At 47.1% G+C, this 26,040-nt stretch carries 25 protein-coding genes and 1 pseudogene; 9 read left to right on the top strand and 17 right to left on the bottom strand.

The annotated features are described in order from the left end of the window. The first annotated feature begins 5 nt into the window (after positions 1-5). The 3 genes from leuC (at position 6) to ACUHGC_RS00670 (ending at position 3,080) form a co-directional block, all read left to right on the top strand. Complete coding sequence (leuC, locus tag ACUHGC_RS00680) at positions 6-1,415, top strand: 3-isopropylmalate dehydratase large subunit (protein ID WP_446833790.1); 1,410 nt, start codon at positions 6-8, stop codon at positions 1,413-1,415. 10 nt (positions 1,416-1,425) lie between these two features. Next, positions 1,426-2,028: a 3-isopropylmalate dehydratase small subunit gene (leuD, locus tag ACUHGC_RS00675; protein WP_446833789.1), complete on the top strand. Its 603-nt coding sequence runs from the start codon at positions 1,426-1,428 to the stop codon at positions 2,026-2,028. Positions 2,029-2,192: 164 nt separating this feature from the next. Next, positions 2,193-3,080, top strand: coding sequence for an IS256 family transposase, variant Zn-binding type (locus ACUHGC_RS00670; protein WP_446834807.1), 888 nt, complete (start codon positions 2,193-2,195; stop codon positions 3,078-3,080). A gap of 196 nt (positions 3,081-3,276) precedes the next feature. On the opposite strand, the gene ACUHGC_RS00665 is transcribed toward ACUHGC_RS00670, so the two are convergent. From ACUHGC_RS00665 to ACUHGC_RS00605, 13 genes are all read right to left on the bottom strand, one after another. After that, complete coding sequence (locus ACUHGC_RS00665) at positions 3,277-3,525, bottom strand: YgaP family membrane protein (RefSeq protein WP_446833788.1); 249 nt, start codon at positions 3,523-3,525, stop codon at positions 3,277-3,279. 98 nt (positions 3,526-3,623) lie between these two features. Then, complete coding sequence (qseC, locus tag ACUHGC_RS00660) at positions 3,624-4,976, bottom strand: quorum sensing histidine kinase QseC (RefSeq protein ID WP_446833787.1); 1,353 nt, start codon at positions 4,974-4,976, stop codon at positions 3,624-3,626. Continuing rightward, positions 4,966-5,634: a response regulator gene (locus tag ACUHGC_RS00655; protein ID WP_446833786.1), complete on the bottom strand. Its 669-nt coding sequence runs from the start codon at positions 5,632-5,634 to the stop codon at positions 4,966-4,968. The genes qseC and ACUHGC_RS00655 overlap by 11 nt, the downstream gene beginning before the upstream one ends. 53 nt (positions 5,635-5,687) lie before the next feature. Beyond that, a complete protein-coding gene (locus ACUHGC_RS00650; RefSeq protein ID WP_446833785.1) occupies positions 5,688-6,209 on the bottom strand; it encodes a YgiW/YdeI family stress tolerance OB fold protein in 522 nt (173 codons plus the stop codon). 108 nt (positions 6,210-6,317) lie between these two features. Further along, positions 6,318-7,130, bottom strand: a complete 813-nt coding sequence (locus ACUHGC_RS00645) for a pyridoxal phosphatase (protein WP_446833784.1) — start codon at positions 7,128-7,130, stop codon at positions 6,318-6,320. Positions 7,131-7,856: 726 nt separating this feature from the next. Then, on the bottom strand, positions 7,857-8,594 hold the full coding sequence (gene rlmB, locus ACUHGC_RS00640; RefSeq protein ID WP_446833783.1) for a 23S rRNA (guanosine(2251)-2'-O)-methyltransferase RlmB: 738 nt from the start codon (positions 8,592-8,594) through the stop codon (positions 7,857-7,859). Between the two features lie 56 nt (positions 8,595-8,650). After that, on the bottom strand, positions 8,651-9,493 hold the full coding sequence (gene fghA / locus ACUHGC_RS00635) for an S-formylglutathione hydrolase (protein WP_446833782.1): 843 nt from the start codon (positions 9,491-9,493) through the stop codon (positions 8,651-8,653). Positions 9,494-9,543: 50 nt separating this feature from the next. Next, positions 9,544-10,665, bottom strand: coding sequence for an S-(hydroxymethyl)glutathione dehydrogenase/class III alcohol dehydrogenase (locus ACUHGC_RS00630; protein WP_446833781.1), 1,122 nt, complete (start codon positions 10,663-10,665; stop codon positions 9,544-9,546). A 30-nt stretch (positions 10,666-10,695) separates the two neighbouring features. Then, positions 10,696-13,050, bottom strand: coding sequence for a ribonuclease R (gene rnr / locus ACUHGC_RS00625; RefSeq protein ID WP_446833780.1), 2,355 nt, complete (start codon positions 13,048-13,050; stop codon positions 10,696-10,698). Between the two features lie 114 nt (positions 13,051-13,164). Next, positions 13,165-13,761, bottom strand: coding sequence for a Crp/Fnr family transcriptional regulator (locus ACUHGC_RS00620; protein WP_446833779.1), 597 nt, complete (start codon positions 13,759-13,761; stop codon positions 13,165-13,167). 58 nt (positions 13,762-13,819) lie between these two features. Next, positions 13,820-15,229, bottom strand: coding sequence for a sulfatase (locus ACUHGC_RS00615; RefSeq protein WP_446833778.1), 1,410 nt, complete (start codon positions 15,227-15,229; stop codon positions 13,820-13,822). Continuing rightward, complete coding sequence (locus ACUHGC_RS00610; protein ID WP_446833777.1) at positions 15,229-17,004, bottom strand: solute:sodium symporter family transporter; 1,776 nt, start codon at positions 17,002-17,004, stop codon at positions 15,229-15,231. The genes ACUHGC_RS00615 and ACUHGC_RS00610 overlap by 1 nt, the downstream gene beginning before the upstream one ends. A 120-nt stretch (positions 17,005-17,124) precedes the next feature. Next, positions 17,125-18,204 carry an anaerobic sulfatase maturase gene (locus tag ACUHGC_RS00605; RefSeq protein WP_446833776.1) on the bottom strand — a complete coding sequence of 360 codons (1,080 nt, stop codon included), beginning with the start codon at positions 18,202-18,204 and terminating at the stop codon, positions 17,125-17,127. A gap of 123 nt (positions 18,205-18,327) precedes the next feature. Between ACUHGC_RS00605 and ACUHGC_RS00600 the strand changes: the two genes are divergently transcribed. Continuing rightward, the gene (locus ACUHGC_RS00600; protein WP_446833775.1) at positions 18,328-19,134 is read left to right on the top strand and encodes a sulfite exporter TauE/SafE family protein; all 807 of its coding nucleotides are present in this window, start codon (positions 18,328-18,330) and stop codon (positions 19,132-19,134) included. 52 nt (positions 19,135-19,186) lie between these two features. Here ACUHGC_RS00600 and ACUHGC_RS00595 read toward each other — a convergent pair whose 3' ends face one another. Beyond that, positions 19,187-20,329: an NADH-dependent flavin oxidoreductase gene (locus tag ACUHGC_RS00595; protein ID WP_446833774.1), complete on the bottom strand. Its 1,143-nt coding sequence runs from the start codon at positions 20,327-20,329 to the stop codon at positions 19,187-19,189. Positions 20,330-20,578: 249 nt separating this feature from the next. Between ACUHGC_RS00595 and ACUHGC_RS00590 the strand changes: the two are divergent. The 3 genes and pseudogenes from ACUHGC_RS00590 to ACUHGC_RS00580 all read left to right on the top strand — a co-directional run. Continuing rightward, positions 20,579-21,273 (top strand): annotated as a pseudogene (locus ACUHGC_RS00590) (FAD-dependent oxidoreductase); the annotation flags it as partial. Between the two features lie 21 nt (positions 21,274-21,294). Then, complete coding sequence (locus ACUHGC_RS00585) at positions 21,295-21,744, top strand: hypothetical protein (protein WP_446834806.1); 450 nt, start codon at positions 21,295-21,297, stop codon at positions 21,742-21,744. A gap of 71 nt (positions 21,745-21,815) precedes the next feature. Continuing rightward, positions 21,816-22,232 carry a PACE efflux transporter gene (locus tag ACUHGC_RS00580; protein WP_446833773.1) on the top strand — a complete coding sequence of 139 codons (417 nt, stop codon included), beginning with the start codon at positions 21,816-21,818 and terminating at the stop codon, positions 22,230-22,232. Positions 22,233-22,256: 24 nt separating this feature from the next. Here ACUHGC_RS00580 and ACUHGC_RS00575 read toward each other — a convergent pair whose 3' ends face one another. Further along, positions 22,257-22,625 (bottom strand): winged helix-turn-helix transcriptional regulator, encoded by a 369-nt coding sequence (locus tag ACUHGC_RS00575; protein ID WP_446833772.1) that lies wholly within the window; start codon positions 22,623-22,625, stop codon positions 22,257-22,259. Positions 22,626-22,793: 168 nt separating this feature from the next. On the opposite strand from ACUHGC_RS00575, the gene ACUHGC_RS00570 reads away from it, so the two are divergent. Beyond that, the gene (locus ACUHGC_RS00570; protein WP_446833771.1) at positions 22,794-23,642 is read left to right on the top strand and encodes an SDR family oxidoreductase; all 849 of its coding nucleotides are present in this window, start codon (positions 22,794-22,796) and stop codon (positions 23,640-23,642) included. A 304-nt stretch (positions 23,643-23,946) separates the two neighbouring features. On the opposite strand, the gene ACUHGC_RS00565 is transcribed toward ACUHGC_RS00570, so the two are convergent. Continuing rightward, complete coding sequence (locus ACUHGC_RS00565) at positions 23,947-24,381, bottom strand: DUF29 domain-containing protein (RefSeq protein WP_446833770.1); 435 nt, start codon at positions 24,379-24,381, stop codon at positions 23,947-23,949. Then, positions 24,362-24,610 (bottom strand): hypothetical protein, encoded by a 249-nt coding sequence (locus ACUHGC_RS00560; RefSeq protein ID WP_446833769.1) that lies wholly within the window; start codon positions 24,608-24,610, stop codon positions 24,362-24,364. Before ACUHGC_RS00560 ends, ACUHGC_RS00565 begins: the two co-directional genes overlap by 20 nt. 828 nt (positions 24,611-25,438) lie before the next feature. On the opposite strand from ACUHGC_RS00560, the gene ACUHGC_RS00555 reads away from it, so the two are divergent. After that, the gene (locus ACUHGC_RS00555) at positions 25,439-25,873 is read left to right on the top strand and encodes a hypothetical protein (protein ID WP_446833768.1); all 435 of its coding nucleotides are present in this window, start codon (positions 25,439-25,441) and stop codon (positions 25,871-25,873) included. Positions 25,874-26,040: the final 167 nt, after the last annotated feature.

The following is a 26,040-nucleotide window of genomic DNA, read 5'->3' as shown; positions in this document are numbered from 1 at the left end:
TTAACATGAAAAAGACCTTATACGAAAAACTGTTCGACTCACACGTCGTCTATGAAGCGGACGGCGAAACCCCGATTTTATACATCAATCGCCATTTGATTCACGAAGTGACCAGCCCGCAAGCGTTTGACGGATTGCGCGTGGCGGGGCGCGAAGTGCGCCAAGTCAATAAAACCTTCGGCACGATGGATCACAGCATTTCCACTCAAGAGCGTGATGTGCATAAGCTGGAAGGGCAAGCGCGGATTCAGGTGCTGGAATTGGATAAAAACTGTAAGGCCACCGGCATTTCGCTGTTTGATATGAACAGCAAAGAGCAAGGCATTGTGCACGTGATGGGGCCGGAGCAGGGCTTAACCTTGCCGGGTATGACTATTGTCTGTGGCGATTCGCACACCGCCACTCACGGCGCATTTGGTGCGTTGGCATTTGGTATCGGCACATCTGAAGTGGAGCACGTTTTAGCCACTCAAACCTTAAAACAAGCGCGCGCCAAAAGCATGAAAATTGAAGTGCGCGGCAAAGTGGGCGCAGGTATCACCGCGAAAGACATTGTGTTGGCGATTATCGGCAAAACCACCATGGCGGGCGGCACAGGGCACGTTGTTGAATTTTGTGGTGAAGCGATTCGGGATTTGTCGATGGAAGGACGGATGACGGTGTGTAACATGGCGATCGAAATGGGCGCCAAAGCAGGATTGATTGCGCCGGACGAAACTACGTTTGCCTATTTGAAAGATCGCCAGCACGCCCCGAAAGGCAAAGATTGGGATGATGCGATCGCCTATTGGAAAACATTGCAAACTGATGAAGGCGCAGAGTTTGACACCGTTGTCACGTTAGAAGCCAGTGAAATCGCGCCGCAAGTGACTTGGGGAACCAACCCGGGGCAAGTGATCGGCATTGATCAATTGGTGCCGAATCCGGCTGAGATGAGTGATGCTGTTGTACGCGCCTCTGCCGAAAAAGCCTTGGATTATATCGGCTTGCAAGCCAATACCGATTTAACCAAAGTCGAAATCGATCAAGTGTTTATTGGATCGTGTACCAATTCACGAATTGAAGATCTGCGTGCTGCGGCGGCGGTGATGAAAGGGCGCAAAGTTGCCGCCAATGTGAAGCGAGTGCTGGTGGTGCCGGGCTCAGGCTTGGTGAAAGAACAGGCGGAGCAAGAGGGCTTGGATAAAATCTTTATCGATGCCGGTGCCGAGTGGCGCAATCCGGGCTGTTCAATGTGCTTAGGCATGAATGATGACCGCTTAGGTGAGTGGGAACGTTGCGCGTCTACCAGTAACCGCAATTTTGAAGGTCGCCAAGGGCGCAACGGGCGTACTCACTTGGTGAGCCCGGCAATGGCAGCCGCTGCGGCAGTGTTTGGTAAATTTGTCGATATTCGTCAAATCGGATTAAATTAAGGAGCGTACAATGGCTGGTTTTAAACAACTTTCAGGCTTAGTTGTGCCGTTAGACGCGGCAAATGTCGATACCGATGCAATTATCCCGAAACAATTCTTACAGGCGATCACCCGTGTCGGATTCGGCAAACATCTGTTTCACGAATGGCGCTATTTAGATGTCGAGGGCACACAGCCAAACCCTGAGTTTGTGCTGAATTACCCGCAATATCAAGGCGCAACCATTCTATTGGCGCGCAAAAACTTAGGCTGCGGTTCATCGCGCGAACACGCACCGTGGGCATTGGCGGATTACGGCTTTAAGGTGATGATCGCCCCGAGTTTTGCTGATATTTTCTACAACAACAGCTTGAACAACCATATGCTGCCGATCCGCTTGAGCGAAGAGCAGGTGGAAGAGATTTTCCAATGGGTGTGGGCAAATCCAGGCAAAGCGATTGATGTGGATCTGGAAGCGAACGCCGTCACGGTCGGTGACAAGGTTTACACCTTTGAACTGGACGAATTTCGCCGTCATTGCCTGTTAAACGGCTTGGACAACATCGGTTTAACCTTGCAACACGCTGATGCGATCAGCGAATATGAACGGAATATTCCGGCATTTTTACGCTAGTTCAATGGGTTAATGATACAGCACGCTGCGGCGTGCTTTTTTATACTTGAAGGCATAGTAGACAAAAATGTGGCTGAAATCTCGCTTAATCCCTTATAGAATAAGGCGTTAAGTGAGATTTTTTAAAATGACCAAAAAATTGCTATTTCTGTGGTTCAGAACACATTAAAAAACACGGTAAAAATTCAGGCAAGCAACGCTATAAATGCTTGGATTGTTTACGGACATATTCTCACACAAATTACCTTCAATCCGCCCAAATCTGGCACGATTACACCGTCGGAAAACAGACGTATAAGCAGCTTGCGTTAACCTATGATTGTTCGGTCAGGACTATCCAAAGGCACCTGAAAAAAGCCCCTAAAACGCCACTCAGCACACCGCAAACCACAATGTTGAATCTTATTATGGATGTCACTTTTTTCGGGCGACAATTCGGCGTATTAGTCATAATGGATTCCCGCTCAAAAAAGGTGATTTACCACCAAATCGTTCGTACCGAAAAGGACATTTACTATACCAAAGCCATCAATCGATTGCGTAAAAAAGGATTTATTATTCAATCTATTACTTGCGATGGGCGACGGGACTTATTGAAAGATATATTTAATACGCCAACCCAAATGTGCCAATTTCACCTTGTTGCAATGGTGATTCGCAAGCTGACGAGAAACCCTAAATCCGTTGCCGGAAAGGAACTGAAAACAATGGTTAAAACACTCAAGCAGAGTCACAAAAATGACTTTTATGTCCGTTTGCATCACTGGTTTTTGCAGCATAAAGCTTACTTAGAAGAACGGTCTGATATACCCGATAATCAGGGTAAATTTCCTTATAAACATCGCAAATTGAGAGGGGCTTATGCCAGTATTAAACGCTATATGGATTACTTGTTTGTCTTTGAAAAATACCCGGAGTTACGGATAGAAAAAACGACAAATCGGCTGGAAGGGCTGTTTAAGGATTTAAAGCAGAAATTATCCGTTCATAATGGACTAAACCGAAGGAATAAGATTATGTTTATACAGGATTTTTTGAATAAAAAGAGCTAGAAAAACTAGCGCTTTAAGAGGAGTAGCCACAAAAATGTCTAATAGAAGCTTAGATCTCAAAATCAGCCACATTTTTGGCTACTATGCCTACTTGAAGCATGTGGCAAGTACAGAGGTGAAGAGTAATGTGTTAGGGTAATATAAACCGCACTTGAGGCAATACGGCTTCAAGTGCGGTTTGATAGATACAAAATAGTTATAATTTAGGGCGGTTTTCAGGCTGTTCGTCGTCAAAATCAATTTCGCAATTGTTGACGCAAGTTGAAATGCCCAGCCATTTATAAACAAGACAGTAACTCAATAACCCGCTGATGGTGAGTAAAATACCAATGTAGCCCCATGGACCAATAATTTTGACCGCACTTAATATACACAGTGCGATTCCTAAAATTATGCGAATAATTCGTTCTTTGTTACTGAGATTTTTGCGTAACTTTTTAGGCATATTCCCTCCGTTAGTTCGGTTAAATCGAAAGTAGGGGTTTTACCGCTTCAATTTTATTAATACAGATTTTAGAAAAGATGTCAAATAACTCTTTCTGATTATCCGAATATGATCTCGCTTTTAAAGCCGTGAGGCACGCAATTGTCGTATTTTATGGAATAATGGTGCAACTCGGCAATCCGATTGACGATCGACAAGCCCAAGCCGCTGCCTTTCTCATTTTGCCCGGCGGGACGATAAAAACGCTGTCCCAGTTTTTCCAGATCTTCGGCGGCAACGCCATTGCCGTTATCACTCACTGTAATCCGATCGACGGCTAAACTGACGCAAACACGGCTGCCGGGTGGGCAGTAGTGAATGGCGTTATCAATCAGATTGCGCAACATCAGTGAAATCAGCAGCGGCTGTCCGAGTTGTGGCGCCGGGGTGGCTTGCTGTTCAAACACCAATTCGATCTGTTTTTTGTCGGCGGCAAAATAGCGTTCGCCCAATAAGGATTCAATCAGATCCTGCCAGCGGATCATTTCGAGATTATCCAATTCGACCACCGAATCCAAGCGCGAAAGGGTCAGCAACTGCTCGATTAACTGTGTGGCGCGATCAATTCCGCCGGTTAAATGGTTGAGTGCTTGGTTGCGCATTTCGCTGTCATCGCCCGCCAGTTGGGCGATTTCGGTTTGCACCCGAAGTGCGGTCAGCGGGCTGCGCAATTCATGGGCTGCATCAGAGGTGAAGCGTCGTTCGCGTAATAACATCGTCGAAGTGCGGTTGAAAAATTGATTCAAACTGTCGACCAACGGCTGAATTTCCGACGGCAGCTGTGGAATGACGAGCGGGGTGTTGTCATCAGGGGAACGCTGTTGCAGCTGATGACGCAGGCGTTTCAGCGGCGCCAGTTCGCGACTGACCACAAACACGATTAACGCCAGTAGAATCGGCAGTCCGGCAAGCCAGACCAAAAGCTGGCTGAGCACCATATCGGTGACAATGTCTTCACGGTATTCCAGCTCTTGCCCGACGGCAATCATCAGATCGCCTCCAGCAGCAGGCAGCCAAAAAATCCGCCATGAGTCGTCATCAATGCGTTGCTTGGCAAAGCCTTTCACCGGCGAAAAGGCGATATGATCGCCATTTTGTCCGTCCGATAAAATCAACTCGCCTTGGCGGGTAAAAATCGCAAACGCCAGTGCGTCATCATCCAGCACTTTTTTGCGGATATGGCGTGGCGGTTTGAAACTGTCCGCCATTCTGCCGCCGCGTTGCTGCATCAAAATTTGCTTTAAATTAGAGGTCGCCAGCCGTTGTGCAAACAAAATTTGTTGGGCGTCGAACACTTTATCGGTTTCATCTTTTGCTTTGAACCAAGCGATCGCACCTGCGCCGAACCACAATAATAGCGAAACAAGTGACAGAATGATAATTAAACGCAGGCGTAAGCTGTTAACTTTCATCGAGTTTACCCAAGGCGTAACCCACGCCGTGTACTGTGCGGATAATATGGTTGCCGAGTTTTTTGCGTAGATTGTGAATATGCACTTCCAGCGCGTTGCTGCTGATTTCATCGTCCCAGCTGTGCAGTTTTTCTTCGATCAGCGAACGTGCCAACACCCGTTCTTTGTTGCTGAGAAACAATGCCAGTAATTTAAATTCTCGGCTGGTGAGGTTGACTTCGTTGCCGTTCAGCTTAACGCTGCGTGAGTCGGGTTCAAAGGTCAGATTGCCGTGGGTGATAATCGGATTCAGGCTGCCGTGGCGACGGCGAATCAGTGCTTCCAAACGGGCAGCGACTTCTGCCAGTGCGAACGGCTTGCACAGATAGTCATCGGCGCCTAGTTTCAAGCCGGAAATTCGCTGTTCCAGTGTATCGCGCGCGGTTAGGATCAACACCGGCACATCTTGGTTCTGCTTGCGCCACTGCTGCAAAATATCCATTCCGTCCATTTTAGGTAAGGTAAGATCAAGCACCACCGCATCATACGGAGCAGAGGCAAGCGCATCAAAGCCGGTTTTACCGTCTTTAAACCAGTCCACGCTGTAATTAAATTTTGTCAATCCGATTTTTAAACCATCGCCGATTAAAGGGTCGTCTTCGATAAGTAAAATCCGCATCTCGCTTTCCTAGTGTGAAAACCGCACTGGTTAAAGTGCGGTTTGCTCAAGGGTTATTGGATTTTTACCACACGGTAAATCTCCACTTCGGTTTTGTTCCAAGATTTATCGACTTCGCCGAACAATTTGACTTTATCCGTTGGGGTGATGTTTTGCCCCATCCAAGCGCGGCGGTCAATTTCCACTTCAACACTGCCGCTGGCGTCTTTGAAAATGAAGTCATCTTTGCCGACTTGTTTTTCGATCACGCCTTCTAATACAATGCGGTCGTCGTCTTTCAATTTGCTGAGCTCGCTGACCGAAGTCACCGTCAGATTATTGTTGATAAAACCGCCGCGGCTGCCGTCTTGCAAGCGTGCGCCGTCACAGTGACGTCCGTCTTTAAATTTCCCATCGCGCGGCAGATTGGCGCGATTTGCTTGACGTGGGGTCGCTGTGTCGCTGTTGAATCCACCTTGTGCTGCAGGCTGTACGCTTTGAACCGCACTTTGTGCATTGTCGGCAGTTTGGGTTGCTGCAAAGGTGGCGCCGCTAACGGCAAGTAAAACAGCGGAAACAAGGGCTAATTTTTTCATAATATTCACTCTCCGAATTTAATTTTTAATGTTCACAAAGCGCCGTTTTGCGTTTTGTTGAGGCTATTAAACCAAAGAGTTCTTAAAAAAAACTTAACCCCGATATTTTTATAAATATTTTTCCAACACCTGTTGAATGCCGTTGTGATCGTTATCGGTGGTGATAAGCGCCGCTTGGGTTTTCACTTCTTCTTCCGCATTGCCCATTGCCACGCCCAGTCCGACCGCACTTAGCATACTGGTGTCGTTGTGATTGTCGCCAAACGCAATCACTTGTTGCGGGCTGATATTCCACATTTTCAGCAGATCCAGCAGCCGTCCGCCTTTGCTGTTGCCGTTATTCGCCACGTCCACTCGATCGATCCACGACCATTCGCAACTGAATTGATCGTCCGGCAATTGCGCCACCGCCTGTTCCATTAAGGTGCGGTCCGGGTGGCTGATCACGAATTTCCAGATAGTTTCCCCTGCCGCCAGTGGCGCATAGAAGCTGCTGATTTGCGCTAAGTTCGGGCGCACTTCCGGCGGGCAGCTGTCAACCCATTGGCTAAATTTGCGCATATGAGGATTGTATTCGGTGAAGGTCATTTGATCGCGGGTGTACATCAGCAGGTGAATGCCCAGTTGTTCGGCGGTGTCGATCACTTTGCGCGCCTGCTGCCAGCTGAACGGATTGGCAATCGGGGTGCTGTCGTTGGCGACATCGTACAGATAAGTGCCGTTACAGCAGATAATCGGGGTGTCGAGTTGCAGCTGGTGGTAATACGGTTTCACTGCGGTGTGGTGTCGCCCTGTCACCAGCACCACTTTCGCGCCTTTAGCACGCGCCGCGTGAATTGCCGCGATGCTGCTCGGTAAAATTTCCCCTTTGCTGTTGAGCAAGGTGCCGTCTAAATCAAATGCCACTACACGGTATTTCATGTGGTTTCCTTATTTCAATCAATCTATTAAAAAAATCTACTTTATCATCTGCATACGCCCGCTACGCTGTTGACACCGCACTTGGGCTATTCTCTGCGATTTACATTATCGATATCGTATTTCGCCGATGGCGACTTACTTTTTTTGCTCGTGCAAAAAAAGTAAGCAAAAAAAGCACGCCCCCTATTGCGCTGCTGATCTTCGCTTGCGCTGAATTTGTTTCACGGAAAATTTTTAATTCGCCCACGTTGTGGGCAGACTCGCTGCGCTCAAACAAAAAAATTTTCCTACAAATTTCACCGCCGCTCAGGCAGCGCAGAAGGGGAATTTAAAACCCATTGCATCGCACTTTGCTTTTCACTCAGCCCCAACGGGGCGAAACCATACTTAACCGCACACGCCGAGTGTGCGGCGTTCACCCTCAATTGCGCAAGTTATTCTATCATCAACATAACATTGTAGGGTGGGCTTGCCAGCCCACCATATCATAACGATGGTTTGCAATGATGGGCTAGCAAGCCCATCCTACCGCTCTTTCTCACCGCACTTTGTTTTTCACTCAGCCCCAACGGAGAGAAAAATATTCACGATTTGGAAAACCGGAACAGAAAACTATCTGGTTTTTCGCCCTCTCCGTTTACGGAGGGGGCTGCCGAAGGCTGGGGGAGGGTATATAACAAAACCGCACTTCGTATGATCTGACCCAAAAAGTTAGACTATTATTAATTAAACCGCCCTCTGGCGAACAATCTCAAATAAACAAACGCCGGTGGCAACCGAAACGTTCAGCGATGAAACACTGCCTGCCATCGGAATGCTGATTAATTGATCGCAGTGTTCGCGTGTCAGGCGGCGCATTCCCTCGCCCTCGGCGCCCATCACTAACGCAATCGCGCCGTTCAGTTTGGTTTGATATAGCGTTTCGGTCGCTTCGCCGGCGGTGCCGACCACCCAGATATTGTGGCTTTGCTGCAATTCGCGCAAGGTGCGCGCTAAATTGGTGACCCGCACCAACGGCATGGTTTCTGCCGCACCGCATGCCACTTTGCGCGCGGTGGAAGTGAGTTGCGCCGATTTGTCTTTCGGCACGATCACCGCATCCACACCCGCTGCATCGGCGGTGCGCAGGCAGGCGCCGAGATTGTGCGGATCGGTTACGCCGTCCAACACCAACAAAAATGGCGCAGTTTTGCCGTGTAAAATCGCGTCCAGATCGTTTTCATTCAGCTCTTTTGCCGGTTGCACCCGTGCGATAATCCCTTGATGCACTTCACCGTCGGCTTTTTTGTCTAGTGTGGCGCGGTTCATCTGCTGCACCGCAATGCCCAAGTTTTGCAGTGCAGTCAACAACGGCAGCAGCCGTTTGTCCTCGCGTCCTTTCAGCACAAACACTTCAATAATCCGCTCCGGCGCGGTGTTTAAAAAAGACGACACCGCGTGGATGCCGTAAATATTTTCGCTCATAAATGCTCTTAAAATCAGAAATCACTTGCGGTTAAGATAGCATAAAAACCGCCTGATTATAATCCGAAATGTTTGGCATGAAAGGCGAAGTGCGGTTCGATAAAGCTGGCGATAAAATAGTAGCTGTGATCGTAGCCGTTGCGCAGATTAAATTGCACTTCAAAGCCGAGTTCAAGCGCGCGCTGCACAAATTTTTCCGGCTGCAATTGCTGCGGATAGAAATCGTCAGCGTCGCCCTGATCGATCAAAATCGGCAATTTTCGTGTTGCCTGCTCAAGCTGAATTAAGCTGTCATATTGCGCCCATGATGTCCGATCTTCGCCTAAATACGCAGAAAAAGCTTTAATGCCCCACGGGGTTTCACTTGGGTTGACGATCGGCGCAAAGGCGGAAATCGAGCTGAAGCGCTGGCTGTTACGCAGCCCAATGAACAACGCACCATGCCCGCCCATCGAGTGCCCGAAAATCGCCGCTTGATCATTAATCGGAAAGTGCTGTTGCAGCAGTGGCGGCAGCTCTTGGGTGAGGTAATCATACATCCGGTAATGTTCCGCCCAAGGGGCTTGGGTGGCGTTCAGATAAAAACCGGCGCCTTGCCCCAGATCATAGTTATCATCATCGGCGACTTGTTCACCGCGCGGGCTGGTGTCCGGCATAACCAAGGCGAAGCCGTAGTGTGCCGCCAGGCGCTGCGCCCCGGCTTTGGTGGAGAAGTTTTCGTCATTGCAGGTTAAGCCCGACAGCCAATACAGCAGCGGCACTTTATTGTTTTGATCGGCTTGTGGCGGCAGATACACCGCGAAGGTCATCACGCACTTTGTACTGTGGGCGGTATGGAGGTAGCGGCGGTGTACGCCGCCAAACATTTTGTTGCTGCTGAGTAGGGTTAATTGGTTCATCATTTCCTCACAATAAAACACAAAGTGCGGTTTGACCGCACTTTGGTAGATTAATAATGAATGACGCTGCGAATCGATTTGCCTTGGTGCATTAACTCAAAGGCGTTGTTAATTTCCTCCAGCGGCATGGTGTGCGTGATAAAATCGCTCAGGGCAAATTCGCCGTCTAAATATTGCTGAATGATTTTCGGCAATTGAGTGCGGCCTTTCACGCCGCCGAACGCCGAGCCGCGCCATACCCGACCGGTCACCAGCTGGAACGGGCGAGTGCGAATTTCAGCACCGGCAGGTGCGACGCCGATAATCACCGATTCGCCCCAACCTTTGTGACAACACTCCAACGCGGCGCGCATAACCTCAACGTTGCCGATACATTCAAATGAATAATCAACACCGCCGTCGGTCATTTCGACGATCACCTCTTGAATCGGCTTGTCGAAATCTTTCGGATTAATGCAGTCGGTGGCACCCAATTTTTTTGCCATCGCAAATTTTTCAGGATTCACGTCGATCCCGATAATGCGGCTGGCGCCAATCATGCGGGCGCCGATAATCGCGGCAAGCCCGATGCCGCCAAGCCCGAAAATGGCGACGGTGTCACCGCTCTTGGCTTTAGCGGTATTGATCACCGCACCCATGCCGGTGGTCACCCCGCAGCCCAACAGGCAGATCTCTTCCAGCGGCGCTTCTTTTTGCACTTTTGCCAGAGAAACTTCGGCAACCACGGTGTATTCGGAAAAGGTGGAGCAGCCCATATAGTGATAAATCGGCTGCCCGTCTTTAAAAAAGCGCACCGTGCCGTCCGGCATCAAGCCCCTGCCCTGGGTTTCACGCACTGCGGAGCAGAGATTGGTTTTGCCGGAAAGGCAAAATTTGCATTTGCCGCATTCGGCGGTATATAGCGGAATCACATGATCGCCCACCTCCACGCTGGTCACGCCTTCGCCCACCGCTTCGACAATGCCGGCGCCTTCATGCCCTAAAACACACGGGAAAACGCCTTCCGAATCCTGTCCGGAAAGGGTGTAGGCATCGGTATGACACACGCCGCTGGCGACGATCCGCACTAACACTTCGCCTTTTTGCGGTGGCATTAAATCCAATTCCTCAATTTTTAGCGGTTCGTTCGGCGCCCAAGCGACAGCCGCACGGGTTTTGATGTAATCTGTCATCGACAATCCTCCTATGGGTTGTTTATCGCGCTATTTGCGCTTTTTCGCTTTGCTGAATGTGCCTCTGGCATTGCGTTTTTTCTTTTTCTCGACCGCACTTTTACTGTCGTGTCCGTCACGCAGCCGTTTTTCCAAACTTTCGGCGTAGCGTGCGTTTTTCTTGACCCGATCTTTCGCGGTTTTGCCTTCCCGTTGTGGCTTGCGTTCGCTGGAAATCAGCGTGAAGTCGATCTGTTTCTGTTCTAAGCTGACCGCCTCCACTTTGATCCGCACTTTGTCGCCGATGCGGTAATACATGCCGCTGTTTTCGCCGATCAAACACTGTCCTGCGCTGTCGAATTGGTAATAGTCGTTGTCTAAGGTGGAAATATGCACGAGCCCATCGATAAAGAAATCGTTCAGGCGCACAAACAAGCCAAAGCCGGTGACGCTCGAAATAATCCCGTCAAACTCTTCGCCCACGTGATCCTGCATATATTCGCATTTCAGCCAATCGGCAACATCACGGGTCGCATCATCGGCACGGCGTTCGGTGGTGGAACAGTGTTCGCCAAGCAAATCAATGTCGTCCAGCAAATAGTGGAAACCGCCGCCGTTAGTGGAACGCTTGGTGCTGCCGTCTTGTTTGGCAATCAAATATTTGATTGCACGGTGCAGGCTTAAATCAGGGTAGCGGCGAATTGGTGAGGTGAAGTGCGCATAATTCTCTAACGCCAAGCCGAAATGCCCGATATTGTCGGCGGAATACACCGCTTGACTAAGCGAACGCAGCAACATGGTTTGGATTAGCTCATGATCAGGGCGTTCTTTCACTTGTGTCATCAGTTCGGCATAATCGGCCGGTGTCGGTTTTAAACCGCCGCCGAGCGTCAGCCCGCATTCATTCAAGAAGCTGCGGAACGCCATTAATTTTTCTTCGCTTGGTCCGGCATGAATGCGGAACAACGCCGGTTCTTGCGCTTTTTCCACGAACGTTGCGGCAGCGATATTGGCTTGAATCATACACTCTTCAATGATTTTGTGTGCATCGTTGCGCACCACCGGTTCAATCCGCTCAATTTGCCCTTGCGGGTTAAAAATAAACTGGGTTTCAATAGTTTCAAAATCAATCGCCCCGCGTTTTTTGCGTGCATCGTTCAGCACTTTGAACAGGCTATACAGCTCTTCCAAGTGCGGTACAAGCAGCGCATAACGCTGGCGCAGCTCCTCATCGCCCTCTAAAATGCGCCACACTTTGGTATAGGTTAAACGGGCGTGGGAATTCATCACCGCCTCGTAGAACTTATAACCTGTCATTTTGCCTTTTTTAGAGATGTCCATTTCGCAGACCATGCACAAACGGTCAACTTGTGGATTCAATGAACATAAGCCGTTCGATAGCACTTCCGGCAACATCGGCACCACCCGATTCGGAAAATACACCGAATTGCCACGGTTGCGCGCTTCGCCGTCCAGTGCGCTTTTCAACCGTACATAATAACTGACATCGGCAATCGCCACCCATAGCTTCCAGCCGCTGTCGCCGTTTTTGCGTGCATACACCGCATCATCAAAATCGCGTGCATCTTCGCCGTCAATGGTGACTAACGGCAAATCGCGTAAGTTAATGCGCCCTTGCTTCGCCTCTTCGGTCACCTCTTCTTTTAAACCTTCAACTTGCTTCAACACCGCTTCAGGGAAAATGTGCGGAATATCGTGGTTGCGCAACGCAATTTCCACTTCCATGCCCGGCGCCATGTTGTCGCCCAAAATTTCGGTGATAATCCCGACGGGGTTGTGATTGCGGGTGCGCGGTTGCAATTCAACCACCACCACTTGCCCCATGCGCGCGCCCATGCGGTGTTCGTTCGGAATTAAAATATCGTGGCTGATTCGGCTGTCGTCCGGCACCACAAATGCAATGCCCGACTCCATAAAAAAGCGCCCGACAATTTGCTTTTTGCGGCTCTCTAAAATTCGCACGATCCGCACTTCTTGCCGCCCACGGCGATCAAAACCGTTCGGCTGCGCCAGCACATAATCGCCGTGCATCACCCGTTGCATTTGCCCGTTGGGGATAAACCAATCGTCTTTGCTGCCGTCCACCTGCAAAAAGCCATAACCGTCTCGGTGCCCCAGTACCGTGCCTTTCAGCAACGACAGTTCTTCCGGCAAGGCATAACACTTGCGTTTGGTGAACACCAATTGTCCGTCGTTTTCCATCGCCCGCAAACGGCGGCGCATGCCTTCCTGCTGTTCTTCGTCTTGAATCTGAAGTGCGGTCAGAATGTCTTGCCGACTCATCGGCGCATTGTGTTCACGAATGGTTTGTAGGATAAATTCCCGACTGGGAATCGGGTTCTCATATTTCTCGGCTTCCGCCTGATAATTCGGATCGTTGTGCATAACTTCTCCTTTTTTCTGTCGTTTTTATTGTTGTTATGAATCAATATGAGTCAGTTTGACACTGTGGGCGGGGGAATGCAAGGAAAGGAAAAATAAATACGGTTGTAACGTAAGCTATTTTTGAATTTTGGATGGATGCGGGGTATTTTTCAGTAACCCGGTACGTTTTAATTCCTTACTGATTCGAATCGCAGTTTCCGTTTCACAACCGGCATATTCTGCAATTTCGCGATATGTCCAAGGATAATTAGGATAGTTTTCAGTAAGAAAGTAAATACTATCAATGACTTTATCTAGACTTTTATTATAAGCGGCTTTTGCTAAGCGGTGTTCGGCATCTTGTAATTCATTGGCGAGTTTTTTCAGCAGGAAATGACCAATTTCGGGGTTATAATAGACAAAATTTTTGATGTTATCCGGCTGAATGTGGAGCAGCGTGGCTTCAACCAATACTTTGGCGGTGCAGTGGTAGCAGTTTTCACCGAATAGCGTGCGAAATCCAAAGTAATCATGATTACGATAAATTCTGAGTAGGCTTTCCTTGCCGTTCTCTAATATATGGTAAAGACCAATTAATCCTTGTTGTACATAATAAAATTCTTTTGCAAGTGATCCTTGTGAGTAGATCACGGTTCCCTTTTCTAAAGTATGTAATACACTCAGATGACAATGTTGTAGTTGTTGTGGGGAAAATGTGTGATTGTCGTCCATTGTTTTCTCCGGTAGTTGAAGTGCGGTCAGAGTAATGACCGCACTTTTTATATTGGCACTAAGGTTTATAATTAGGGTTAGGTTGTGGTATTTTTGCTTGAACTTCAAGCTTCCAGTTATCCAGCTTAGCTTTCAGTTTTGAAACTATTTCAGGATGTTGCAAGCTGACATCTTGAGTTTCGCCAATATCGTGATAAACATTATAGAGCTCCAATTTGCCGTCCTCGAAAAATTCCAACAGCTTCCATTCACCGTCACGCATGGAGCAGCCCGGCGTACAACCTTGGTTGCTATAATGCGGATAGTGCCAGTAAAGCTCACGTTCCGGTCGGCTTTGCGGTTCGCTGAAAACCGGCAATAGGCTGATCCCATCGCAGTGTTGTTGCGGCAGTAATGGTAAGCCTGCACATTCTAGCAATGTCGGGTAAAAATCGGTTGAAGTAATCGGTGTTTCAATAATCGAATTGGCAGCGATATGTCCCGACCAGCGGATAATCAACGGTTCTCTCGTGCCGCCTTCATACATCCAGCCTTTACCTTCGCACAATGGTTTGTTGGTGGTAGGTGAGCCTTCTGCTGTTGCCAGTCCTCCGTTATCACTGTAAAAAATTACAATCGTGTTGTCATCCAAACCGTTGGCTTTCAGGCTATCCAGAATTCGTCCGATATTCCAATCCATATTTTCCACCATGGCGGCATAAACCGGATCGCTTTGAATAGTCCGACGGATCACGTGATCGTCTTTTTTATGTTCGCACGGGAAATTCTCGCCGACATCAAACGGGTTAATTTTATCAATACCGAGCATCCGTGCTTTTTTACGGTATTTTTCCACTAAATTTTCATGGCATTGAATCGGAGTATGTACGGCATAGTGGGATAAATACATAAACCACGGTGTTTCGCGATCATGTTGTTCTATCAAATTGATTGCCTCATCGGTTAAGCGATCGGTGAGGTATTCGCCTTCCGGTCCGTCTTCTAGTGTTTCGATGCCGTATGGTGAGAAATACCCGTTGAATGGGTGTCCCCAATCACAGCCGCCGATATTGATATCAAATCCGTGTTTATCCGGATAAGTATCAAAACGCTGTTCATTATGTTGGCTCAGATGCCACTTGCCGACATGCCAAGTGCGGTAACCGCCTTGCTTCAGCGCTTTTGCCAGTGAAAATTCGTCGGTGCTGAGGTGATCAATATAAGGCACATCAGCCAATTTGCCTTCTGAACGTCCGCCTAACCATTGGGTCATACCGAGTCGGGCGGGATATTTGCCGGTTAAAATGCTGGCTCGGGTTGGAGAACACACCGGACAAGAGGCGTAAGCATCAGTAAAGCGAGCGCCTTCTTGAGCGAGTTGATCCAAACGCGGTGTTTCATAAAATGAACTGCCGTAGCAGCCGGTATCACTCCAGCCGTAATCATCCAGCAAAATAAATAGAATATTCGGTTTTAAGGTGGTGGACATTATACGTTCCCTCCGGTTTGTTTCAGTGAATGCGGGTAACGATTGGCAATATAGTTATCGTATTTCGGTTGTATTTTCAAATGTAGCCATGTGCAGAACAAGGCGCAAATGATGAATGTCATGCTGAAATACAGCCAGAAGTTAGGGGATACGACACCTTCGGCATAAGCTAGTCCGACTTTGGAAAAAGTGACATAAATCAATGTGGCGCAAGACAATAGCACTCCACTGGTAAGTAAGGCATAACGCCAAGCTTTCATCTCGATTCTCGGCTGGCGGATTCGCTGTTGGTGCTTGTGTTCGGCTGGTTTGATTTTAGCCCAGGTAATCAGCATCGTCATTTCTAATACAAACAATAATCCGTAAACATGCATCCAGTGGATTTTGATGTATTCTTTGAAAGCAAATACCATTAAATAATAGGTAATCAAGTGGAAAATAATGATAAATTTTGCGGCGCTTTCGGGAACACGCAAAGTTTTGCTGAATAGACCGATCAATACTAGACTGACAATCGGAATTGCGATGAAGCCGGAGAATTGTTGTAAGAATATGAACAGTCCTTGCGGCGCATAAACCAGATTCGGTGCGATGATGATTGTCAAGATTGAACAGTAGATACCGAATTTTTTCGAGATACTGATTACTTTGCTGTCATCGGCTTGCGGATTCATTAACGGTTTGTAAATATCCACGGCAAATAGCGTTGATGCTGAATTAATCAGAGAGTTGTAAGTAGAAAAAACGGCACCAAGCAACACAGCAACAAAAAGTCCTAATAATGGTGCGGGTAAAATTTTTGCTACTAATGTCGGATAAGCTAAATCACGCGGCTCAAGCCCTGCTCCATATAGGTGATACGCGAGCAATCCGGGGAACATTGCAATAAACGGTACCAGCATTTTAAAGAAACCGGCCATTAATAAGCCTTTCTGACCGGCTTTTAAGCTTTCTGCGCCTAAAGCTCTTTGAATAACAAACTGATTCGTTCCCCAGTAGAATGTGGCGGTGACCATTAAACCGGTAAATACGGCGGCGATCGGAATTGCATCCAGCTTGCTGCCGGTACCGATTGCATCCAGTTTTTCAGGGTTGGTAACAGTGATGTAATGCAAAGCATCTACAATATTACCTTGGATTTTGTCACCAAGTGCCACTAGCCCTAATACCGGGATCAAACAGCCGATAATTAATAAACCGACACCGTTGAGTGTGTCTGAAACCGCAACTGCTTTCAATCCGCCGGTAATAGCGTAGATTGCACCGATAGCGCCGACGATGATCGTGGTTATCCACAATGCCTGCATTTTCGTCAGCCCGAGCCATGCCTCCAAATCCAGGATCTTCATCAAGGCAAGTGCGCCGCCATATAGCACGGTTGGTGACCAGACAAAAATGTAGCCGAACATAAACAACCAGACGATCAATTTTCGCGTACCTTCACCATAGTGACTGCTTAGAAATTCAGGCATGGTTGAAAAGGCGCCGCCTAAATACATTGGGAGGAATAGAATCGCAAGCAGGATAATCCCCCTGATAGCCCAAATTTCCCAAGCCAACGGAGTCATATTGCCAAAATAAGTTAAGCCGCTTTGTCCGACCAATTGTTCGGTGGATATATTGGTTAATAATAAAGAACCGGCAATAAATAAAGCACCCAGTTTATTACCTGCCAAGAAATAACCGTCAGAGGTGGAAACAGTACCTTTAGTTTTATACCAAGAGTACCACGCAACAAAAAGCATAAATGCTAGACAAGTGATAAATGCAAACATAACAATCTCCTATTTAGAAGTGATGCTATTACTTTAAATAAATTTATAGCATTAACATTATGATAGTGATCATTAATCCGATGTGAGATACATCACAAATTTAGAGTTTTCTTCACGCTGCTATCTAAATTGAGCAGTAAGTTGCTGCAAATAAGGCGATATATGGTTGAGAGCCATATAATATGCTTCACACAAACTATTATGTGGAAAATCCATCTCCAGTAATAAAGTGCGGTGTTTCGGACAGCCGCCATTGCAGGCGAATTGAAATTCACACTGACGGCATTTCCTGGAGAGTTGTTGTTTCGCAAAGCCGAATCTTTGCTGTTCAAGAGAGGACGTAATCTGTATTAATGGCGTTTCAATAATATTGCCAATTTTATATTGCGGGTAAACATAATGATCGCAGCTATAAATATCACCGTTTTGTTCGATAATCATCTGATCACCGCAAGTTGGGCGGAAAATACATAGTGAAGGCTGGTAACCAGAAAAGGCCATTAGCCATTGCTCGATAAATTGTACGTTGATTAAGCCGACATCTTGCGGGTACCAACTATCAAAAATATCAATCATAAATTGACCGAATGCTGCGGCGGAAGTCTGCTGTTCGGGAGAGCCCATCAAGGGGATAAACTGCATATAATCCACCCCAAGGGATTTTAGGAAAAAGTATATTTCCCTACCATTTTGGGCGTTTTGATTGTGAACGACTGTGAGAATGTTAAAATTAACTTGATGTTTTTTAAGGAGAACAATGGCATTCATCACTTGTTGCCATGTTCCGTTGCCACTTTTGTTTTTACGGTAAGCATCGTGTAGCGGTTGTGTTCCGTCAAGAGAAAGACCGATTAAAAATTCATGTTCCTCAAAAAACTGGCACCATGCGTCATTTAGTAAAATCCCGTTGGTTTGCAGGCTATTATGAATGATTTTCTTGCCGGCATGGCGCTGCTGCAGCTCGACGGCTCTTTGGTAAAAATCCAGACCGCAAAGTGTGGGCTCTCCGCCCTGCCAAATGAAGGTTATTTCGGATTGTGGCGCAGCTTGAATGTAGTCTTTAATATACTGTTCTAGAATTTTATCACTCATTTTTATTTGTTTTTGATGTGGCTTTTCCAGATAGAAGCAATATTCACATTGAATATTACATAGCGAAGCAGAGGGTTTTGCCATCAGATGAAACGGGAGTGGACGCATATTATCTCCTTATTAATGATGCTATTATAGTTATAACAATTCCGTTTAAGATATGACAGTGATCATAATGAAAACTGTGAGCTTCAGTCAAAATACCATCAGTATTTTTTCTTCGGAGCCATCATGACAACTTCGACACTAATTATTTTAATTATTTGCGGTATGAGCACCAATCTGGTTTCGGCACTATTTGGTATCGGGGGCGGAGTATTAATGGTTCCAGTACTGCGAACATTATTTCCCCAACTTCCTATTCAAATGATTTCAGCGACAACATTAACGATAGTGATGTGCAGCTCAATTATTAATTTAATTTACTTTAGACGTCAAAAAATACCGATTGATATTAAAAATATAATTTACTGGTCTATCAGTATGATTGTTGGCGTACAGATTGGATTTGAAACCAGCTTTTATCTTTCAGAAGTATCAATGACGGTAATCTTTATTCTAGTATTGATCTCACTGGCAATCAAAACCGGTTTTCGTAGAGCAGCCCCTCCACTTGCTGTTAACGACAAGTCACAAGACTATACTTGTGGTGTGGTTGTCTGCGGTTTTGGTGGTTTGTTGGCAGGATTGACCGGTATTGGCGGTGGCTCAATTATGGCGCCATTGATTGGGCAACTGAAGAGTGTGCAGGCATGTCAGATTGCGGTATATAGTAATTGGTTAATGGTATTTGGCGGATTAGGTAGTTTATATGGTTATATATCCAGACCATTGGCACAACAAATGTCAAATACCTGGCAAATAGGCTATATCAATGTTACTTTGGTGCTAGTTGCCGTTTCCAGTGCTTTGGCGATGAGTTTTTTCTCGATGAAACTACGCGGTTTACTTACTCCTTTTTGGGCAAATAAATTACTGGCAGGGCTTTTATTGACAATTGCTATCTATATGTCGGTACTTCAATGGCTGAGTCATTAAAAAACGAAAACCGATAATTGGAAAATTATCGGTTTTGTTGTACTACTGATCGTTAAATATCCACCGCCTTCCATTCATCATTGCCTTTCACCGGCGGCAGATAGGCAAGATGTTGCATATTTTGCGCCCATAAGTTTGCCGGAATGCGGTAGCGGTCGGCTTTGTTTGGATCGATTTCGGTGATGATCTCCGCTTCGTGCCCTGTCGCAATGAGCGTGGCGAGATCAGGGTTCATCATCACCGCTTTGCCCACGGCAATAAACTCTGCCCAGCCGGTTTGATACGCTGCTAAGATCTGATCCGCAGTAAACAAGCTGCCGACGCCAATCAATGGCAACTTGCCGTTAATCCGTTCATGCAGCAGCTGCATACGGGTTAAGGCGGTGTCGGCGCCCCGGCGGGCTTTTTTATAGAAATCCCACAGTGAAACGTGCAGATATTGCAGCGGTTTTTCCACTAACGCATCAATCAATGCGAAAGTATCGGTCATGGTTAAACCGTTTTCGCCCGGTTCTTCCGGCGAGAAGCGATAACCGATAATAAAATCAGGGCGTTGATGTTGCGCTCTGACCGCACTTACCGCATCGACCACTGCCAATGGGAAGCGCAAACGGTTTTCCAGCGAGCTGCCCCATTGATCATCACGGCGATTGGTTGCCGCAGAAAAGAATTGTTGGATCAAATAATTATTCGCACCGTGAATTTCCACGCCATCAAATCCCGCTTGCAAGGCTAAATCGGCTGCGTTGGCAAAAGCTTGAATTAGTGCGTCAATTTCAGTGCTGGTTAGCGCACGTGCGCCACGTTCAGGGTTAGCGGAAGGCGCAACCACTTCAGCACCGTTTAATAAATCGCTCACAGCGAACTGTCCGCCGTGGTGAATTTGTAAAATGGCTTTCGCGCCTTGTGCTTGCAAGGTTTGCGCCACGGTTTTCAGGCTGTTCAGATCCTGTTCGCCAAGTGCGGTCGGCTGTCCGGGAAAGGCTTTGCCTTCTGCGGAAACCAAGGTCGCCGCGCTGATAAACAGCCCAAAATCTTGCGCCCGCCCCTGCAAAAATGCCAGCTCCTCTTCGCTAGTGCTGCCGTCGGGGTTTGAGGCGTAGTGGGTCATTGGTGCGACCACGAGGCGGTTTTTGATTTCGACATGGTTATTCAGGGTGTAAGGTTGAAAAAGTGGGGTATACTTAGGATTCATATTGTGCTCTTTAGCTAGTTTCAATTGCCGAATTTTAGCACGGCGGTGGTATTTTTGAATCATCAAAACGGATTAATTTCGAGCGGGCAAACCGCACTTTTCGATAAATCCAGCCGAAGTGGATTCCATGCGATGAGATTTTTAGCCTAAAGGATGAGCATAATGCGGATTTGCAGAGTAGCAGATAGGTGTAGACTAAATAAATACTTTTTACGATAAATAATCTCTTTTATTAGCGAGGATTTGACGATGCAACAACTGACTATTCAAAATTTAGTGATCGGCTTTGGTAAAGCCGGAAAGACATTAGCGGCGGATTTGGCAAAACACGGACAAGAAGTGATCTTGGTGGAAACCAGCGAGCAGATGTACGGCGGCACTTGCATTAACATCGGCTGCATTCCGTCGAAAAAGCTGCTGGTTGAAGGCAAAAACGGCGCGACGGGCAATTCAGTATCACGGCGGAGCGAATTTTTATCAACACCGGCAGCGTGCCGGCGAGCTTGCCGGTGCCGGGCGCAGACGGTGCACGAATTTATGACAGCACCGGCATTTTGTCGTTAAGTGAACGTCCGCAGCGTTTGCTGATTGTCGGTGCGGGTTATATCGCGTTGGAGTTTGCTTTCATGTATCGCAATTTTGGTTCGGAGATCACTATTGTTGATGTCGGCGACACCTTCCTGCCACGCGAAGATCGGGATATTGCCGAGGAAATGGCGTGGGTTTTACGCGAACGTGGGGTGAACATTGTGTTAAATACCACGGTGCAACGTTTTGAAGAACAAGCAGACGCCACCAAAGTGGTGACTTCACAAGGTGAATTTACTGCCGATGCGGTGTTGGTGGCGATCGGGCGTCGTCCGAACACTACGGATTTAGGGCTGGAAAATGCCGACATTGCGCTGACAGAACGCGGCTTTATTCAAACCGACGATCTGTTAAGAGTGAAACCGCATATCTGGGCGATGGGGGATGTGGCGGGCAGCCCGCAATTTACTTATATTTCCCTTGATGATTACCGTATTGTGCGCGAGCAATTGTTAGGCGAAGGCAAACGCAGTTGCAAAGATCGCGTGGTATTCCCGACCGCGGTATTCACCGAGCCGCCGCTGGCGCAAATTGGCATGACCGAAACACAAGCCGCTAGCAGCGGCAAGGAATATCGGGTGGTGAGCTTAAAAGCGGACGCGATCCCGAAAGCTAAGGTGTTAGCGCAAACTGACGGATTATTGAAAGCGGTGATTGATACGCAAACCGATCAAATTCTAGGCGTGACGCTATTCTGTGCCGAGGCGCATGAACTGATCAACTTGTTTAAAATGGCAATGGATAACCAAATTCCGGCAAGTTATTTGAAAAATCAAATTTTCACCCACCCGACCATTGCGGAAGGATTAAATGATCTGTTTGCTTAAGCGGGTTGCAAGTGCGGTTTGACCGCACTCTCACCGCACTTGAAGCAAAAAGTATCTCAAAAGGAAACGAGATGTCTGTCTGGGAACGGATCTTTCATATGCTGCTATTTGAAGTGCTGGCGGTATTGTTAACTATCGGCGGCTTGTGGCTGCTGACCGATCATCATGTGGGCGCTCTGTCGGGCGTGGTGATCGCCATTTCTTTAGTGGCGATGGTTTGGAATTTTATTTTCAACTGGCTGTTTGACTATCTGGTTCCCGGCGACCGCGTGCTGCGCAGTCTCAAAGTGCGGTTTTGGCACGTTATCTTGTTTGAAGGCGGTTTGCTGTTGTTCACCATTCCGCTGGTGGCGTATATGTTACAGATTAGCTGGTATCAGGCGTTTATCATGGACATCGGCATGACGCTGTTTATTTTGGTTTACGCCTTTGCCTTCAACTGGATTTATGATCACTTGCGGGCGAGATTACGGGGCATTCAGCAATAAGTGCGGTCAGACCGCACTTTTAACTTAAGCCTGTTGCTGTGCCAAAATATCAGGCAGCTTTTCTTCCAACCAATCAACCAATGCTTTAAATTTTTCTGCCGCCTGTATGCCATAAGTCGTCAGGCTGTATTCCACGTGCGGCGGCACGGTGTTAAACGATTTACGGTGTAACATGCCGTCTTGTTCCAATTGTTGTAAGGTTTGGGTCAACATTCGTTCACTCACGCCGTCAATTTCGCGACGCAGCTCGCTAAAACGTTTTGTTCCATTCAGTAAAACAATCATCACTAACCCGCCCCAACGATTGGTTAAATGTTGCAAAATTTGGCGTGAGGGGCACTTCGCCGACAGCACATAACCGCGTTCTGCTTGTAGGGTTACATTTTCTTTCATTTTTATTCTCTTAAAAATCAATAAATTATAAGGGTTTTCTTAAAATATTCTTAACTTACATTTTTGTAAGTACTTCTCAAAAGTAAGTTAATAACTATAATACGCCACATGGGTCACGAATGCAATTTGTGATGAATTGAGTTTGAAATAAACAATGAGGAAAAACAGATGAAAACTATCGCAGTAACCAGTGCAACCGGACAATTGGGCCGTTTGGTGATTGAACAATTGAAAGCCAAAGTGGCGGCGGAAAATATTATCGCATTGGTGCGCGATCCCGCCAAAGCACAAGATCTGGGTGTTGAAGTGCGGTCAGCAGATTATACAGATCCAACGGCACTGGAAACCGCACTTGCAGGGATCGATCGTGTTTTACTGATTTCAAGTAATGAAATCGGGCAACGTACAACACAGCACCAAAATGTGATCAATGCGGCTAAAAAAGCGGGTGTGCCTCACATTATCTACACCAGCCTACTGCACGCGGATAGATCACCACTCAACCTAGCACAAGAGCACCGCGAAACTGAGCACGCCTTAAAAACATCAGGCTTAAGCTACACCATTTTGCGCAATGGCTGGTATACCGAAAATTATACAGAATCCGTGCCTGCTGCCATCGCAGAAAAGGCACTGTATGGCAGTGCTGGCAGTGGAAAAATCGCATCAGCAACACGCGCTGATTTAGCGGAAGCTGCCGCCATTGTACTCACCAGCGAAGGACATGAAGGGAAAACTTACGAACTGGCGGGCGACACCGCTTATACGCTAGAAGCCTTGGCAGCAGAAATCAGCCGTCAACGTGGCGAAACCATTCCTTATGTGGATATTCCGGAAGCAGATTACGCCGCCGCATTGAAACAAGCGGGCTTGCCAAGCGACTTGGCTGAGGCGATCGCTTCTTGGGACGTTGGCGCATCACAAGGCGCACTGTTTAGTGAAGACCGCACTTTATCCGGGTTATTAGGACGCCCGACAACATCATTAGAGGACGCAGTGAAAGCGGCGTTGGTTTAACGGTTTATTAAATATTTTCGTTTAAATCAAAAATTAAATTTAAATAAAGGCTTGCCGATCAATTTTCGGTGAGCTTTGTTTGTTTGTTTGTTTGTTTGTTTGTTTGTTTGTTTGTTTGTTTGTTTGTTTGTTTGTTTGTTTGTTTGTTTGTTTGTTTGTTTGTTTTGTGTCGAGAATTTTATTATTTGTTGGTTGAAAGGGCATTACAGCTTTATTGCCCACTGTCCTTGATGGTTTGGGTTTGCTCAGGCAAAGAAAAAGGGCAGCCGGTTGGCTGCCCTTGGTGGATGGTGGGGGTTAGGGGTTATGGTAGGAAGTTGTCGTCGAGAATCTCGTCGAGAGTCCAGATTGGGGAGTGTGGGAACGATGTCAACGGAAAACCGGTCTCTTTCGCTGCCCCAATCACGCCTAATTTCCACGCTTTCTGTAGAAATTCAGGTTGGTTCAGCTTGTGTTTCAACGACGGTGAATCGTCAAGCAACGACTGAAGCTCTCCACGCTGCTCGACGATAGTAAGCTCCCAGCTCCGACCTCTGTGTGACGGTTGAAATTCCCACTTTAATAAGTGGATGATGATTATTTTCAACCGGTTACGCAGCTCTGATAGCTCACTCCTACCCATGCTCTCAATCTCCTCAATTAAATTTGCTACGTCCAACTGCCCAAACGCCCCTGCTTTCAGCAGTTGTGCTTGGGCATTGGTCCACCCATAAAAGTCTTTATCGTACGCTATACTCATTCTCTCCTCCCTCATTACTTAATGATTTCCTGTCCGCCAACCATTCGAATAGTAAGCTGTTCACTAACCCACCAACCACATCTTGAACCGTCAGCGATTCATCTCCGTATATCCGTAACTCTTTCGCTGCTAGCTCTATAAGCCTTGTGTCGACTGCCAGTTTTGTGAACTTAACTGTTAATTCCTCACCGAACTCGCCCAGTTCGTCGTATTCTACATCGTGATACATGACGTTTTCTCCTATCATACGCTAATGTATAATGCCCTCTTTCGGGGGTATCGGTCAAGTGGCTGTTACCCCCCCGGACTGTTTGATAGTGCGTTGTTTACGTGCCTCGTTCTCCTTTTCTTTATTTTGGATTTCGTACACGCAACCCCAAACCGAACAGGGGGTGGTTGAGCGTGCGACACCCATATAGCAACTGACACTTATCCACGGACAATCCCAAAGGCCATTTCCAGATGTCCCCCCCCAAACGACAGGCGTAAAAATCTAGTGACACGAATCACACTTCCGAAAAAATTTTCTATAAAAAATTAACCAAGGTTAGGTATCATCGAGTGGGGCTGGTTAATCACCTTACGGTACTGATAGATGAAGCGAGTAAAGATTGACTTGATGCAGTTATATAAAAATCCAGAGGCGGTTGTTGAAGCCTTTTCACCAAGCCATGATATGAGGCTTACAACCCGAGATTGGAGTATCACATCATTCGCACCTACTGAGTATTGTATCACCAACATAGAAGCTAGCTCGGGTGGTGTCGTATTGTACGCCGATGAGGTGGCAATATTGTTACGGCGCGTGGTCGAATTGATTATTAGAGGACGATACGCCGCTATGCTTACAGTGCTCGCGGAGTATGCGGATAATTACAACATTGACCGACTTATTGCCGAATAAGAGCTTATTAACCGTCAAAAAGCAGAACAAGAACGTAAACAAAGAGAGATCGAAGAAACACAACTGGCGGCCGTAGTCAAAACACAACAAGAATCACCCGGTCCGGTATTTGATTCAGAGCCAGCGTGCACTAAAACAACATGGTACAGGACAATGGACGACAAATCATTTGAAATACTGAGACAGCTAAAGCAAGAGCTCGCATACAATAAACCAAACTACGCCCCCCAAAACATCAACCCTTCTGGCAAACCCAACAACCACGTAGAATCCGTACTGCGTGAACACGAAAGCGGGATACCTCAACCGCCGGTAATCCCCCCGCCAGACCTGCGTACTGCAATCGAACAAAACGGGATACTGGCGGTTGAAAACGCACAACTATTGGAAACCAACATCTTACTCCGCAAGCAGTTAATTAATTTACAAAACGAAAATCGTCAACTGCTTTATAAAACCGGACGTGGAGACTTGCTCGAGAAAATCGGTCAACTAGAACAAACTGTCGCAGAACAACAAAACACAATAATAAAGCTTCAAGTTGAATGTAGCGCGCATAACAGCTTTCCATTAGTTCAGTGGAAATAAAAAAACGCCACAGGGGCGGGGAAAAATACCAATTAAGAGAGCAAGTAATGGTTGCAGGGGCATTACAAGTTTAAAACAAAGATCTGAAATAAAGGCAATAGTATTGATTTGTTCCAACCAAAGCTCTTGTATGAAACAGAAGATAAATATGATGATGAAGTTATTGC

The sequence above is a fragment of the Testudinibacter sp. P27/CKL/0425 genome (assembly GCF_052931395.1).
The sequence above is the reverse complement of the archived record's forward strand: the minus strand, read 5'-3'. Positions and strand labels throughout refer to the sequence as shown.

Bases quoted from the DNA above. Each gene is read 5' to 3' on its own strand.
- qseC (WP_446833787.1), bottom strand. From the start codon at position 4,976: ATGAAAGTTAACAGCTTACGCCTGCGTTTAATTATCATTCTGTCACTT.
- ACUHGC_RS00615 (WP_446833778.1), bottom strand. From the start codon at position 15,229: ATGTCCACCACCTTAAAACCGAATATTCTATTTATTTTGCTGGATGAT.
- fghA (WP_446833782.1), bottom strand. From the start codon at position 9,493: ATGAACCAATTAACCCTACTCAGCAGCAACAAAATGTTTGGCGGCGTA.
- leuC (WP_446833790.1), top strand. From the start codon at position 6: ATGAAAAAGACCTTATACGAAAAACTGTTCGACTCACACGTCGTCTAT.
- leuD (WP_446833789.1), top strand. From the start codon at position 1,426: ATGGCTGGTTTTAAACAACTTTCAGGCTTAGTTGTGCCGTTAGACGCG.
- ACUHGC_RS00655 (WP_446833786.1), bottom strand. From the start codon at position 5,634: ATGCGGATTTTACTTATCGAAGACGACCCTTTAATCGGCGATGGTTTA.
- rnr (WP_446833780.1), bottom strand. From the start codon at position 13,050: ATGCACAACGATCCGAATTATCAGGCGGAAGCCGAGAAATATGAGAAC.
- ACUHGC_RS00560 (WP_446833769.1), bottom strand. From the start codon at position 24,610: ATGTATCACGATGTAGAATACGACGAACTGGGCGAGTTCGGTGAGGAA.
- ACUHGC_RS00645 (WP_446833784.1), bottom strand. From the start codon at position 7,130: ATGAAATACCGTGTAGTGGCATTTGATTTAGACGGCACCTTGCTCAAC.
- ACUHGC_RS00575 (WP_446833772.1), bottom strand. From the start codon at position 22,625: ATGAAAGAAAATGTAACCCTACAAGCAGAACGCGGTTATGTGCTGTCG.
- ACUHGC_RS00565 (WP_446833770.1), bottom strand. From the start codon at position 24,381: ATGAGTATAGCGTACGATAAAGACTTTTATGGGTGGACCAATGCCCAA.
- ACUHGC_RS00630 (WP_446833781.1), bottom strand. From the start codon at position 10,665: ATGACAGATTACATCAAAACCCGTGCGGCTGTCGCTTGGGCGCCGAAC.
- ACUHGC_RS00610 (WP_446833777.1), bottom strand. From the start codon at position 17,004: ATGTTTGCATTTATCACTTGTCTAGCATTTATGCTTTTTGTTGCGTGG.
- ACUHGC_RS00605 (WP_446833776.1), bottom strand. From the start codon at position 18,204: ATGCGTCCACTCCCGTTTCATCTGATGGCAAAACCCTCTGCTTCGCTA.
- ACUHGC_RS00580 (WP_446833773.1), top strand. From the start codon at position 21,816: ATGTCTGTCTGGGAACGGATCTTTCATATGCTGCTATTTGAAGTGCTG.
- ACUHGC_RS00620 (WP_446833779.1), bottom strand. From the start codon at position 13,761: ATGGACGACAATCACACATTTTCCCCACAACAACTACAACATTGTCAT.
- ACUHGC_RS00650 (WP_446833785.1), bottom strand. From the start codon at position 6,209: ATGAAAAAATTAGCCCTTGTTTCCGCTGTTTTACTTGCCGTTAGCGGC.
- ACUHGC_RS00600 (WP_446833775.1), top strand. From the start codon at position 18,328: ATGACAACTTCGACACTAATTATTTTAATTATTTGCGGTATGAGCACC.
- ACUHGC_RS00665 (WP_446833788.1), bottom strand. From the start codon at position 3,525: ATGCCTAAAAAGTTACGCAAAAATCTCAGTAACAAAGAACGAATTATT.
- rlmB (WP_446833783.1), bottom strand. From the start codon at position 8,594: ATGAGCGAAAATATTTACGGCATCCACGCGGTGTCGTCTTTTTTAAAC.
- ACUHGC_RS00585 (WP_446834806.1), top strand. From the start codon at position 21,295: ATGGGGGATGTGGCGGGCAGCCCGCAATTTACTTATATTTCCCTTGAT.
- ACUHGC_RS00555 (WP_446833768.1), top strand. From the start codon at position 25,439: ATGGACGACAAATCATTTGAAATACTGAGACAGCTAAAGCAAGAGCTC.
- ACUHGC_RS00570 (WP_446833771.1), top strand. From the start codon at position 22,794: ATGAAAACTATCGCAGTAACCAGTGCAACCGGACAATTGGGCCGTTTG.
- ACUHGC_RS00595 (WP_446833774.1), bottom strand. From the start codon at position 20,329: ATGAATCCTAAGTATACCCCACTTTTTCAACCTTACACCCTGAATAAC.